At 64.0% G+C, this 12,932-nt stretch carries 14 protein-coding genes; 3 read left to right on the forward strand and 11 right to left on the reverse strand.

What is annotated here, in order from left to right; translation table 11 throughout:
- Positions 1-12 precede the first annotated feature (12 nt).
- The 3 genes from H163_RS0104655 to H163_RS0104665 form a co-directional block, all read right to left on the reverse strand.
- Positions 13-687 (reverse strand): class I SAM-dependent methyltransferase, encoded by a 675-nt coding sequence (locus H163_RS0104655; protein ID WP_019963388.1) that lies wholly within the window; start codon positions 685-687, stop codon positions 13-15.
- 125 nt (positions 688-812) lie between these two features.
- Positions 813-1,982, reverse strand: a complete 1,170-nt coding sequence (gene dapE, locus H163_RS0104660) for a succinyl-diaminopimelate desuccinylase (RefSeq protein ID WP_019963389.1) — start codon at positions 1,980-1,982, stop codon at positions 813-815.
- A 48-nt stretch (positions 1,983-2,030) separates the two neighbouring features.
- Entirely contained in the window at positions 2,031-2,456 is a 426-nt protein-coding gene (locus tag H163_RS0104665) for a DUF805 domain-containing protein (protein WP_019963390.1), read from the reverse strand.
- Positions 2,457-2,661: 205 nt separating this feature from the next.
- Here H163_RS0104665 and H163_RS0104670 point away from each other — a divergent pair, with 205 nt between their 5' ends.
- Positions 2,662-3,486, forward strand: coding sequence for a DUF2189 domain-containing protein (locus H163_RS0104670; RefSeq protein WP_019963391.1), 825 nt, complete (start codon positions 2,662-2,664; stop codon positions 3,484-3,486).
- Between the two features lie 342 nt (positions 3,487-3,828).
- On the opposite strand, the gene truA is transcribed toward H163_RS0104670, so the two are convergent.
- From truA to def, 4 genes are all read right to left on the reverse strand, one after another.
- Positions 3,829-4,653, reverse strand: a complete 825-nt coding sequence (gene truA, locus H163_RS0104675; RefSeq protein ID WP_019963392.1) for a tRNA pseudouridine(38-40) synthase TruA — start codon at positions 4,651-4,653, stop codon at positions 3,829-3,831.
- 4 nt (positions 4,654-4,657) lie between these two features.
- Positions 4,658-5,191 (reverse strand): GNAT family N-acetyltransferase, encoded by a 534-nt coding sequence (locus tag H163_RS0104680; protein ID WP_019963393.1) that lies wholly within the window; start codon positions 5,189-5,191, stop codon positions 4,658-4,660.
- Positions 5,192-5,225: 34 nt separating this feature from the next.
- Entirely contained in the window at positions 5,226-6,164 is a 939-nt protein-coding gene (gene fmt / locus H163_RS0104685) for a methionyl-tRNA formyltransferase (RefSeq protein WP_019963394.1), read from the reverse strand.
- Positions 6,165-6,241: 77 nt separating this feature from the next.
- The gene (gene def, locus H163_RS0104690) at positions 6,242-6,760 is read right to left on the reverse strand and encodes a peptide deformylase (protein WP_019963395.1); all 519 of its coding nucleotides are present in this window, start codon (positions 6,758-6,760) and stop codon (positions 6,242-6,244) included.
- 150 nt (positions 6,761-6,910) lie between these two features.
- Here def and H163_RS22215 point away from each other — a divergent pair, with 150 nt between their 5' ends.
- A complete protein-coding gene (locus tag H163_RS22215) occupies positions 6,911-8,095 on the forward strand; it encodes a DNA recombination protein RmuC (protein ID WP_019963396.1) in 1,185 nt (394 codons plus the stop codon).
- Positions 8,096-8,199: 104 nt separating this feature from the next.
- Here H163_RS22215 and H163_RS0104700 read toward each other — a convergent pair whose 3' ends face one another.
- The 3 genes from H163_RS0104700 to H163_RS0104710 form a co-directional block, all read right to left on the reverse strand.
- Positions 8,200-9,075: a C40 family peptidase gene (locus tag H163_RS0104700; protein ID WP_026355458.1), complete on the reverse strand. Its 876-nt coding sequence runs from the start codon at positions 9,073-9,075 to the stop codon at positions 8,200-8,202.
- A 33-nt stretch (positions 9,076-9,108) separates the two neighbouring features.
- Complete coding sequence (locus H163_RS0104705) at positions 9,109-9,459, reverse strand: MarR family transcriptional regulator (protein WP_019963398.1); 351 nt, start codon at positions 9,457-9,459, stop codon at positions 9,109-9,111.
- Positions 9,460-9,521: 62 nt separating this feature from the next.
- On the reverse strand, positions 9,522-10,919 hold the full coding sequence (locus H163_RS0104710) for a leucyl aminopeptidase family protein (protein ID WP_026355459.1): 1,398 nt from the start codon (positions 10,917-10,919) through the stop codon (positions 9,522-9,524).
- Positions 10,920-11,124: 205 nt separating this feature from the next.
- Here H163_RS0104710 and H163_RS0104715 point away from each other — a divergent pair, with 205 nt between their 5' ends.
- Positions 11,125-11,931, forward strand: coding sequence for a tetratricopeptide repeat protein (locus tag H163_RS0104715; RefSeq protein ID WP_115336392.1), 807 nt, complete (start codon positions 11,125-11,127; stop codon positions 11,929-11,931).
- Positions 11,932-11,943: 12 nt separating this feature from the next.
- Here the strand turns inward: H163_RS0104715 and H163_RS0104720 are convergent, their stop codons facing one another.
- On the reverse strand, positions 11,944-12,924 hold the full coding sequence (locus H163_RS0104720; protein WP_019963401.1) for a type II secretion system F family protein: 981 nt from the start codon (positions 12,922-12,924) through the stop codon (positions 11,944-11,946).
- Positions 12,925-12,932 lie beyond the last annotated feature (8 nt).

The following is a 12,932-nucleotide window of genomic DNA, read 5'->3' on the forward strand; positions in this document are numbered from 1 at the left end:
TTCCCGGCGTTCTCAGCGCAGCGGCAGATGCCGCACGGCGGTGAAGGACTTGGTGAGGCCGAAGAACTTTTCCTTCTCCATCACCGCATCGGGGAAGAGATAGCGCATCTGGCGCAGGTCCAGCATGCGGGCGTCTTCCAGCGATGCCATGGCCTCGTCGATATTCGCAGCCTTCGGATAGAAGCCGGTGGTCCGCGCCAGATGAATGCGGTAGCGGACCGGATCCGGCAGCCAGTGCAGGAACAGGCTGCGGGCATGAGGTTCAATGGGGAAGGAGAAGCTGGGCGTCTGGATGGCGTAACTGCGCGCCACACGGCCCGCCTCCCGCGCAAAGGCCTTCTTGTTGCTCCAGGAGCCCACATGCTCGATGACCGAGTTGGAGAAGGCGAGGTCATAGGCCCCGTCTGCCACCCCGGCAAGGTCACAGGCATTGCCCTGCGTCATGCGCACATTGGGCATGTCGGTGGTGTTGGGATCGCTGTCCGGAAACAGGTTGACGCAATCGACCGAGAGATTGGCGAAATCGAGCTCGCTCTTCCACACATCCCAGAAGCCGCGCGTGCCTCCCAGATCGATGATCCTGCAGTGGCCTTTTGCGGCGATATAATCATCAATGATGCGGGCAAGCGACTGCACACGCTTCTTGCGGAACGAGTTCTGCGTTGAAACCGGCGATACATCGAGCAAGGGACAACTCCCGGATCTGGGCACAGCAAAGGCTCTGCAGTCCCGGCCGGTGCCGGGACCCAATGACCGGGACTATGGCAGGCTACTGATAATTGCCGATTAACGCAGGGGCAGAATGCCTTGCCTCAGCCAGTAAAATAGCTGTCGAGGAAGCGGCGGTAGACGGCGGCGAGCTGGTCGAGGTCGGCGACCGGGGTGCATTCGTCCACCTTGTGCATGGTCTGGCCGACAAGGCCGAATTCCACCACCGGGCAGTAGCTCTTGATGAAACGGGCATCGGAAGTGCCGCCGTTGGTGGACAGATCCGGGCGGCGGCCCGTCACCGCTTCCACCGCGTCCGCCAGCGCCGTGATCAGCGCATCATCGCGGGTGAGGAAGGATTCGCCTGCATCGCGGCGGAAGTCGAGGCTGTAGCGCAGGCCCGGGCGGGCCGCAGCCGCCAGCGTGTCCTGCAGTTTCGCCTTCAGGGCGTCCAGCGTCCACTCGTCGTTGAAGCGGATGTTGAAGCGCCCCTCGGCGCGGGCCGGGATGACGTTGAAAGCCGGATTGCCCACATGCAGGTTGACGATCTCAAGGTTCGAGGGCTCGAACCGCTCGTTGCCCTCGTCCAGCACCAGCGCATCCAGCGCGCTCATCAGCGCCAGAAGGCCGGGGATGGGGTTGTCGGCGAGCTGCGGATAGGCGGCGTGGCCTTGCGTACCCTCCACCGTGACGATGCCGGAGAGATAACCACGGCGGCCGATCTTGATGGCATCTCCAAGCGCTGCCGGATTGGTCGGCTCGCCGACGATGCAGGCATCAAACACGTGGCCTTGCTCTTTCGCCCAAGCAAGAAGCTTCGACGTGCCATTGACCGCCGGGCCTTCTTCGTCGCCGGTGATGAGAAAGGAAATGGTGCCGCCGAAGGCCTTGCCGCGCTCTGCAATGAAGCCCAGTGCAGCAGCGGCGAAGGAGGCGATGCCGCCCTTCATGTCCACCGCGCCGCGCCCGTAGAGCACACCGTCGCGGATCTCGCCGCCGAAGGGATCATGCTGCCAGTCACTTTCCGCACCTGCCGGCACCACATCCGTGTGGCCGGCGAAGACGAAATGCGGCGCGCCGCTGCCGATGGTGGCAAAGAGGTTTTCCACGTCCGGCGTATCCGTGTCGGAGAAGGTGACGCGGGAGACGGAGAAGCCTGCATTGCCCAGAAGCTGTTCCAGAAACGCCAGCGCGCCGCCTTCAGCGGGCGTGACGGAAGGGCAGCGGATGAGATCACGGGCGATGGAAACGGCGGGAGACAGAGCTTGGGTCATGATCAGAGTCCTAGCCCCGGTTGGGGGAGCGGGTCAATGCGTGCCGTGTCAGCGGCGGCGGTAATAGCTGTCGGGCTGCGGGCCATAGCGGTTCGGCCCTGCGGCACTGGGAAGGAAGCCCAGCGTCAGCACCGCGAAGAAATTGATCACCGGCACGAAGGCCACCAGCGCAAAGAAGCCGGGCAGCCCCACATCCTGCAGCCGCTTGATCAGCAGAGCCATCTCGAACCAGGTCAGCACCACAAACAGCACCGGAAACAGCGGGTTGGAGCCCATGAAGTCGCCAAAGGTGAGCGAGGCGAGGTCCACATCGCCCGGCAGGGACTTCATCCACATGTTGGCGGCGATGGCAATGATCACCCAGTTGAAGGCAAGCCCGTACCAATAGACCTTGCGCGACAGGCGGCCAATCGGGCTGAGCAGCAGCCAGCGGATGCCGGGGCTCAGCTGGGCAGGGGGAAGTCCGGAAACCATTGTTGCTCCAGTGGGTGAGGACAGGTCCTGACGTGGCAGGTACTGCGGCAAGCAGCGGGGATCAAGCAAAAGCAGCACCGCAACGCATATGTAGGTGCAGATTGGAAAATTTCGGCCCCTCCTACCGGAAAATACGATTGGCGGCTTGCGGTTTTCACGTCACTGTTGCCGCGAAGGTCTGCAACGCAGGGAGGAGAAACCGGCGATGGAAGAGACCAGTATCGAGAAAACAGACGGCACACATCCGCAAGCGGCTCCGGCGCACAGACCTGATCCCAAGGTGCGCAAGATCAGCTCCGCCGACATCATCACCGCCCTTGGCAAGGGCCTGCGCGATTTCCGGCGGGCCCCGCAATTCGGCCTGTTCTTCGGCGGCATCTATGCCCTCGGCGGCATCCTCGTGCTGCTGACGGCCTCTGCGCTGCACATGAGCTATCTCAGCTATCCGCTGGCGGCGGGCTTTGCCCTCGTCGGCCCCTTCATCGCCTGCGGCCTTTATGAGGTGAGCCGCCGGCTGGAGCAGAACGAGCCGCTCACCTGGGGCGGCGTGCTCGGCGTCATCTGGGCGCAGCGCAGCCGGGAAATCGGCTGGATGGCCTTTGCCGTACTGTTCGTGCTGATCATGTGGATGTATCAGGTGCGCTTGCTGCTGGCCCTGTTCCTCGGCTTCCAGTCCTTCGCCAGTTTCCCCGAATTCATCGACACGGTGATCTCGACGCCGGAAGGCCTGATGTTCCTGCTCACCGGCCACATTGTCGGGGCCATCCTGTCGTTGCTGCTGTTCTCGCTGACGGTCATCTCCTTCCCGCTGCTGCTCGACCGGGACCGGGATTTCATCACCGCCATGATCACCAGCGTGCGCACCGTCGCCACTTCACCCCTGCCGATGATCGGCTGGGGCATCGCGGTCACGCTGACGCTGATCGTCTCGATGATCCCCTCCTTCATGGGCCTCATCTTCACCCTCCCCATCCTCGGCCACACGACCTGGCACATCTACAGGATCGCGGTGGAGCCGGAGGCGGGGTAAGGGGCAAGCGAGGGGCCGCCGTGTGTTGAGGGGGTTCAGGCGTCCTACCGGCTTCACACATCAGGTTCTGACGTCGACCGCAGTAATGCAACTGCTTTCCGGCAGGCCCCCTCCGCCCCCCTCCCCCTCGTGGGGAGGGGGCTGAAACGCCGGGCCGGAATGACCAGAACGCAGGCTTTCCTCAAACCATGACCGGGAAGCCGGACTGGCCGTCCGATGTAAAAACGACCCTCTTGCGGGGAGCGAGGCTGAAACTCTCTGTTGCAAACTCGCTCGTCATCGCAATGAACCATCTGCAACTGCCGTGTGAACCTCACAGCAAAAGCCGATCAAAGCCCTCCGTCACACTTCCACGTCATCCCCGTCATCCTCCACAGCCGCAGAGCGGGCGTGCCATTCGGCGTGGGAGGCGATGTCGGTGGCGGCGGGGCGGTAGTCGACGCGGGTGAGATAGAGCCCGTCCGGTGGAGCCACAGGGCCGCAGGCCTTGCGGTCGCGGGCCGCAAGAGCCTCGCGCACGGTATCTGCCGTCCAGCGCCCTTCCCCCACCAGCCGCAGGGTGCCCACCATGGAGCGCACCTGGTTGTGCAGGAAGGAGCGGGAGGAGCATTCCGCGATCACGAAGTCCCCTTCCCGGCGCACGCTGAAGGTCTCCAGCGTCTTCTCCGGGCTCTTCGCCTGACAGCGGGTGTGGCGGAAGGTCGTGAAGTCGTGATGGCCGATGAAAACCTGACTGGCCTCGTGCATCGCCTCCACATCCAGCGGCTGCTTCACATGCCAGGCCAGCCCCTTTTCGAAGGTCAGCGGCGGCAGGCGGTTGAGGATGCGGTAGCGGTAGGCGCGGCGGATGGCAGAAAAGCGGGCGTCGAAGCCCTCATGCATCTTCTCGCAGGCGAGAATGGCGACCGGGTCCGGCTGGCAATGGAAGTTCATCGCCCCCATCACGGTTTCGGCCGGCCAGTCCTTTTCCAGATCCACATGCGCCACCTGCCCGGTGGCATGCACGCCCGTATCGGTTCGCCCGGCGCCGCCGATGGCCACCTCTTCACCGCTGAAGGCCTTGACGGCACGCTCCAGCACCGCCTGCACGGAAGGGCCATTGGCCTGCCGCTGCCAGCCGCAGAAGGGACGGCCGTCATATTCGATGGTCAGCTTGTAGCGGGGCATCAGGCTACTCGAATTCCTGGAAGGGCGTGGCGAAACTCACTTCCACCGGCAAATGCTCACGCCCGGCATCCGTCAGCGCCAGCGCCATGAAGGCAGCCCCGGCATAGGGCGCCTGCACCTGCCTTGCCAGCTCGGCATCAAACCCGAAGCGCGGGTAATAGGCGGGCGGGCCCAGAACCAGAACGAGATCCTCGCCCTGCGAGCGCAGCTCATCCAGCCCGGCCGTGATCAGCGCCGAGCCGATCCCAAGCTTCTGCACCTCAGGCAGCACGGAGACCGGCGCAAGGCAGGAAATCTGCAGCCGGTGGCCGGCGCCAGCCCCGGTCACCCGGCTGAAGGCGACATGGCCCAGAAGCCGCCCGTCATCCCCTTGCGCCACCAGCTCCACCAGCAGCGCACCGCAGTGGCGCAGGTTATGAACCAGCCGGACTTCAGATTGCTGGTTGAAGGCAGCGGTAATGACACCGGCTACCTCCTTCTCGTCAGCCTCAGTGACAGGACGGACCGTGAAGACGGGGCTGTTCTGCGCTGCAGTCATCACCGGATGCTCCCTCAATCTCAACAAATGCCGCTCAGCCAACCCGCTCGCCAGCTGCAAGCTTGGCACCGCGCTGGAACTCTTCGCCGCCCATCGGCTTCTTGCCGGCACGCTGCACGTTGACGAGACGCACCGCGCCCTCGCCGCAGGCGATCACCGGCGCACCGTCCACGGACAGCACCTCGCCCGGTGCGCCCTGCCCTTCGGCAATTGCAGACCTTAGCACCTTCACCCGCTCCGCCGTGCCGGCGATCACCGGCTCGCACCAGGCGCCGGGGAAGGGCGAGAGGCCGCGAATGTGATTGTGGACCTCGCGGGCAGGCCGCGTCCAGTCGATCCGCGTCTCAGTCTTGCTGAGCTTCTTCGCGTAGGTCACGCCCTCTTCCGCCTGCGGCACCTGCGCCAGCGCATTGCGTGACAGGGCGGCCAGCGCCCGCACGATCAGGTCCCCGCCCAGCGCCGACAGACGGTCATGCAGGTCACCTGCGGTCATGTCCGGCGTAATCGCCACGGTTTCGGACATGCAGACGGGGCCGGTATCCAGCCCCTCTTCCATGCGCATCACCTGCACGGCGGTTTCCGTGTCACCGGCCATGATCGCCCGGTTGATCGGGGCAGCCCCGCGCCAGCGCGGCAGGATCGAGGCGTGGATGTTCAGGCAACCCTCACGCGGGGCATCCAGAACAGCCTTAGGCAGCAGCAGGCCATAGGCCACGACCACGGCCACATCGGCATCATGCCCGGCAAAGACGCCCTGCTCGTCCGCGCCCTTGAGGCTGAGCGGGGTGAAGACCGGAATGCCCAGTGCTTCTGCCGCCTCATGCACAGGCGACTTCTTCAACTCCATGCCACGGCCTGCGGGGCGCGGCGGCTGGCTGTAGCAGGCCACCACATCATGCCCCTGCCCCACGATTTCCATGAGGGCAGGCACGGAGAAATCAGGCGTACCCATGAAGACGATGCGAAGTGTCATGCGCTGCTTCCGAAAATCTGGGCGGGGCCGCGATGGCCCGGAAAATGCGAACGGCCCGCTATGGGCCGTCTGCCGTGTCAGGACTTGCCCGTGGTGCGGGCCTGTTTCTGGAACTTCTTCACGACCCGGTCGCGCTTCAGCTTCGACAGATAGTCGATGAAGAGCTTGCCGTTGAGATGGTCCAGCTCGTGCTGGATGCAGGTGGCCAGCAGCCCGTCAGCGAGGATTTCCTGCTGCGCACCTTCCCGGTTCTGGAAGGTCACGCGCACGGAGGCCGGGCGTTCCACGTCATCGTAATACTCGGGAATCGACAGGCAGCCTTCCTGATAGACTGACAGTTCCGGCGAGGACCAGACGATTTCCGGGTTGATGAAGACCATGGGTGCCTTCGGCTGGTCTTCCTTGGCCACGTCCAGCACGAAGATGCGCTGCAGCACCCCGATCTGGCTGGCGGCAAGGCCGATGCCCGGCGCGTCATACATGGTGTCCAGCATGTCGTCGGCCAGCTGGCGGATGTCATCGCCAACGGCGGCAACAGGCGCGCAGACCTGCCGCAGCACGGGATCGGGAAGGGTGATGATGGTGCGTTTCGTCATGTGATCCAGATAGGCAAAGGCGGTTAGCCGGTCAACGCGTTTCCTCAAGGTTTCAGCTGTTGATGGGCGTGTTTCGGTCTTCTGTGCCCTCCATGCCCGCCACGCAAGGCCAAGGCTGCCCCCACACCCGAATCGTTCTATGTTTGTTTCATGCAAGACACAGTTTTCACCTTCGGCACCCGACCCGTCAGCCTGCTGGAAGCCAGCGTTCTCGCCGCGCTTCTTTTGCTGGCTTTTATCACCCTTCTGGTGGTCAGCGCCCTGCGCCAGATCAAGGCACGGGCCACGAGCGAGGCCATTGCCGCAGACCGGATCGAGGATCTGGAGGAGCATCTGGCCCGGATGCTGCGCTCGCAGGGGGAAATCACCGGGCGCATGCAGACCATGGCCGAGGTGTTCTCCAGCCGTCAGGGCGACATGATGCGTGCCGTCAACGAGCGGCTGGATGGCATGGGCCATAAACTGGGCCTCTCCATGGCCGACACCACCCGCCAGACCCATGACGGCCTGCGCCAGCTGCACGAACGGCTGGCGGTGATCGACCGGGCGCAGAAGACCATCACGGATCTGTCCGGTCAGGTCGGCCAGTTGCAGGCGATCCTTGCCAACAAGCAGACGCGCGGTGCCTTCGGGCAAGGACGGATGGAAGCCATCATCCAGGACCAGCTGCCCCCTTCCGGCTACAGCTTTCAGGCCACACTCAGCAGCGGCTCACGGCCCGACTGTCTGGTGCACATGCCCAACGGCGCGCCGCCGCTGGCCATCGACGCCAAGTTTCCACTGGAGGCCTTCAATCTCCTGCGCAAGGCCCAGTCGGAGGAGGATCTGAAACAGGCGCAGACGCAGTTCCGGCGCGACTTTACCAAGCACATTCAGGACATCCGGGAGCGTTACCTCATCCCCGGAGAAACGCAGGATACGGCTTTCCTCTTCGTGCCCTCGGAAAGCGTCTTTGCGGAGCTCAACGAGAATTTCGAGGATCTGGTGCAGAAAGCCCACCGCGCCCGCGTCGTCATCGTCTCGCCCTCCCTGCTGATGCTGTCCATTCAGGTCATTCAGGCGGTGCTGCGCGATGCCCGCATGCGCGAGCAGGCGCATCTCATTCAGGCCGAAGTCGCCCATCTCACCGCCGATATCGCCCGCCTCAACGACCGCACCGGCAAGCTGCAGGCGCATTTTGCGCAGGCGAGCAAGGACATCGACCAGATCCTCATCTCCACCGACAAGATCTCAAAGCGCGGCCGCAAGATCGAGGATCTGGATCTTGGCGAGGTGCGTGGGGAGGCCGCCACTTCGTCAGGGGAACGAGTGCGGCTGATGGCGGGCGAGGAATAAGGGCTGCCGCCTGAGTGAGCTGGAAGGCAGTGCACCCCCTGACAGGTCCCGGCACGAAGGCCGGGACGGCGCAAAATAAGGAACGGTTCCCGCGTCTACCCCAGTCAAAGCCGCCGGATCGAGGTCAGCGCGCCGTATTCCTTGGCGCCGATGCGGGCAACGGCGGCATTGAGGGGTTCTTGCGAAACGGTCATGGTGTAGCCGTTCGCATGGGTGAGGATGGTGGGGCTGCTCAGCACGCCGACATGGCCGCGCCAGAACAGAAGATCTCCCCGCCGCAGATCCTGCGGCAGAGGGCCACCTTCCGTGAAATCCAGACGCTCGCCCGCTTCGGCTTCCTGCATGTCGCTGTCACGCGGCAGGGCGTGGCCAGCAAAAGACGCGCAAAGCTGGATCAGCGCCGAACAATCGAGCCCCAGCGAGGACTTGCCTCCCCACAGATAGGGCGCGCCCAAAAGGCTTTCGGCAATCGCCACCCAATCCGGCTCGAAGCTGCCAACCGGCACCAGATGCCCGGCCACCACAGCCGAGCCGTCAGATAACAGCGCATAGGCCAGACCGCGTGTTTCCGCCTGCCCCACGACACGCACCTTCGCACCGAGAGACAGATGCCCGAGTGCCGGAAAGCGCAGGTCCGCGCCCGGGTAACGGAAAGTGCGAAGTGCCCGCACCACATGCGTCGCCTCTTCCACCGGCGCCAGAGCATCGGAAGGAAGCCAGCCGACATAGCCGTCGCCGTCCAGCTGGCCCCAGGCCCAGCCCTCGGATGTGGTCTCATAGACCATCACCGTTTCCCCATGGAGCGCCTGCGTATCCAGCCCGCAATCGGGGCGCGGTTCCTTGCGCAGCGCCACCACATCCGCCGCAATGCGCATGCGCTCGCCATCGGCAAAGCGGCGCGGGCTCACCCGGCCCGCATAGGCGCGGGCGGCAAGATCCGGGCGCACGGGATGGCGGCGGCGGTCGAGCGTGTCAGACATGGACATTCCTCAAAGGCAATCGATGCTGGAAGATCAGCGCGGCAGTTCCTTGGCCTTTTCGGACACCAGATCGCCCAGCCGGTCAAGATAAAGCGCGCCGTCAACGGTGCGGGTGATGATGACGTTACGCTTGTCGGCCTCGTCACGCTTGCGCGAAAGAAGCCGCATGCTGCCAAGCGTGTCCAGCGCACGGGTAATGGCAGGCTTGGTCACGTTCAGCTTTGCCGCCAGCCCGCGCACGGTGTGCGGAGGCGGCTCCAGATAGACCGTGAGCAGAATCGTCATCTGACGGGCGGAGAGATCCTGCTCCCCGTCGCGCACCAGTTCCAGATTGACTTCGTGCCACAGCCTGAGCGCCTGCGAGGCGCGGATCTCCACTGCCATGTAAGGCGCTTCCCCGAATCCTGTTCAGATCCGGAGAAGAGCACGAAATCGTTTCGGATGCGTTATTTACCTGCGCCGTAGCGCGCTTCCAGCAGGGAGAACAGCGCACGGATTGCCTGCGCCTCGCCGCCATAGGGCTTGCCGGGCCGCTCGATCGGGGTCCATGCGAAGATATCGAAATGCGCCCAGGCTTTGGCTTTAGCTACAAAGCGGGACAGGAACAGCGCCGCAGTCACCGACCCGGCAAAGCCGCCGCCAGACTGGTTGACGTTATTCATGTCGGCACATTTGCTGTCGAGATACTTCATGTAGGGCTGCCACAACGGCAGGCGCCACAGCGGGTCATTGACCTTCACCGCATGTGCGGAAATCTCGCCCGCAAGAGCCTCATCACCGGTGTAGAAGGGCGGCAGATCCGGGCCCAGCGCCACTCGCGCCGCACCGGTCAGGGTCGCCATGTCGATCAGCAGATCCGGCTCCTCCTCATCAGCCAGCGTCAACGCATCGGCGAGCACGAGACGGCCCTCCGCATCGGTATTGCCGATCTCGATGGTCAGGCCCTTGCGGCTCGGCAGGATGTCGCCCGGACGGAAGGAATTGCCCGAGACGGCGTTTTCCACCGCCGGAATGAGCACGCGCAGGCGCACCGGCAGGCGGGCATCCATGATCAGCGAGGCAAGGCCCAGCACGTTGGCGGCGCCGCCCATGTCCTTCTTCATCAGCAGCATGGAACTGGACGGCTTGATGTCGAGGCCGCCGGTGTCGAACACCACACCCTTGCCCACCAGCGTGATCTTCGGATGGCTTTCCTCACCCCAGCTGCAATCGATCAGGCGCGGCGCCCGCGGGCTGGCACGGCCCACTGCGTGGATCATCGGGAAGCCCTCTTCCAGCAGTGCCTCACCGCTGATGACACGGGATGCACCATCGTGAGCACTGAACAAGGCGCGGGCCGCGCCTTCCAGCTCGTCCGGCCCCATGTCGTTAGAGGGCGTGTTGACCAGATCACGGGCCAGCGACACAGCCCGTACGATCCGGGCCACCCGGCTCAGCACCGCCTCATCGGCAACGCGGAAGCGCGGCAGCGGCTTGGGCATTTCGGAGCGGTAACGGGAGAAGCGGTATGCTGTCAGACCGATGGCGACGAGTGCCGTCTCGGCATCCGGGAAACCTTCGGCCAGCACGTAGTCCCCTTCCGGCAGGGCATTTGCCAGTGCGCCCGGCGCAAAGGGATCGGTCAGGCCATTGTCCCCAAGCCCGAAAAGAACAGCGGCCTGCGTGCCATCGATGGCCGGAACCAGCAGGACGGACCCTGCCGCTGCCTTGTAGCCCTGAAGGCTTGCCCAGGCCTCCGCCGTCCCGCCGATCCGGGCCAGAACATCGGGCAAAGTCGCCGGGGTTACGGCCTCGACCGGCACGGGCGTCAGGCTCGCATCGCCAGGCAGAAGAGCATGAGGCATGTTCATTTCCTTCCAATGACCCTCAGGATTGTTACCAGTGGTAATGCCCCGGGGCGGCGAATGCAATCACGTGCAAATGCTTCCAGACATTAAGCTTTCGCAATCTGCGGCAGGTTAACCATGCATTAGGGTTAACAAGCTATTTCTGTCATCTGGTCAAATCGGCGGGCCTCGCCGCAGCAGCAGGCCGCACAGGGAGCTGATCATGGAACAGGCTGGGAAACTCCGGACAGGGTATCGCGCCGCAAAGGCTGGCCGCATTGCCATGGCCGCGCTCGCCGTGGTCCTGACCGCGGGCTGCAACTCCACCCGGCAGCAGACCAGCACCAACTCCTCTGCCACTGCCGCTTATGTACAGCCCGGCTCGGCCGAGGCCATGCGCGAGGTTTCCGCATGGTCCAGCGCCTATCAGCGCAGCCCGGATGACCGGCAGGTGATCATCGGTTTTGCCAATGCCCTGCGCCGCAACGGGCAGGCCGAGCAGGCCATGGCGGTGCTGCGCACGGCCATCATCAAGCACGGCTCTGACCGGGAAATCGCATCGGCCTATGGCAAGATCCTCGCGATGAACGGCAACCTGCAGGAAGCGCTGAATGTGCTTCAGAATGCCCAGACCCCGGCGACCCCGGACTGGCGCCTGCTGTCGGCAGAAGGCGCCGTACATGACCAGATGGGCAATCCGCAGCGGGCACGGGCGCTTTATAATCAGGCCCTGAAGATCGTGCCGGAAGAGCCTACTGTGCTCAACAATCTGGGTCTTTCCTTCCTTCTGGCAGGTCAAGCGCCGGACGCGGAATATTATCTGCGCCGTGCAGCCGCGAGCCCGCGCGCCGACAGCCGCATCCGCCAGAATCTGGCGCTGGCACTGGGGCTGCAAGGAAAGTTTGCCGAGGCCCAGCAGGTGGCGCTCAATGAGCTGGACCCGCAGCAGGCAGAAGCCAACATCGCCTATCTGCGTGCCGTCCTCGCCGCCCAGAACCCGCGGCAGGGCAAGCCCCAGAGACAGGGCTGAGCGGCACTGCAGTCAGCGGAAGGTTGCCATCACCTGCATGATTGCAGGCCCCATGATCACGGCAAACAGAACCGGCAGAAAGAAGATGATCATCGGCACGGTCAGCTTCGGCGGCAGTGAGGCTGCCCGCTTCTCTGCCTCCTGCATGCGCTGTTCGCGCACGTCATCAGACATGACCCGCAAGGCCTGACCGACCGGCGTGCCGTAGCGCTCGGCCTGAATAAGCGCCATGGTGACGTTCTTCACAGCCGGAACACCTGTGCGCGCTGCCAGATTGAGATAGGCCTGCCGCCGCTCCTGCAGGAACGACAGTTCGGCATTGGTGAGGGTGAGTTCCTCGGCAAGCGGCACCGACTGTACACCGATCTCCTCTGCCACCCGGCGGAAAGCCGCCTCGATGGACATGCCGGATTCCACGCAGATGAGCATCAGATCCAGCGCATCCGGCCAGGCACGGCGGATCGACTGCTGACGCTTCGTGATGAGGTTCTGCACATAGAGATTGGGCAGGAACGCGCCCACTCCACCGGCAAAGAGCGCAATGCAGAATTTGGTCAAGGGCGGCAGAGAGGCCGGCATGACCGCAAAACCGTAAAAAAGCACCAGCAGGAAAAGCACCACAGGCACCACGAGCCTGGAGAGCACGAAAGTATAAAGCGGCGCAGGGCCGCGGAATCCGGCCATGCGCAGCTTGTCATTCGTCTGCTCGTCCGCAAACGCCGTCTTGAGGTTGAGCCTGTCCACCAGATTGCGGACCCGGTCCTTCGGCTGGTTGCGCAAGGAGACCCGGGTCTCCGCCTTCTCCGTGGCAAGGCGGGCCCTCTCGCGGGCGCGCATCTTCTCGCGCTCGAGCGCAACCGACTTCATCCGGCTTTTCAGGCCATCGCGCTCCAGCACAGGCAGGACCAAAGCGAACACCGTGCCGGCGACCGCGACCATCGTCAGCACTGCGATGAGGAACTGCGTGTCGAGGAAGAAGCCGAAAAACGCCATGTCTTCCC

Source organism: Pannonibacter phragmitetus DSM 14782 (assembly GCF_000382365.1).
GTDB lineage: Bacteria > Pseudomonadota > Alphaproteobacteria > Rhizobiales > Stappiaceae > Pannonibacter > Pannonibacter phragmitetus.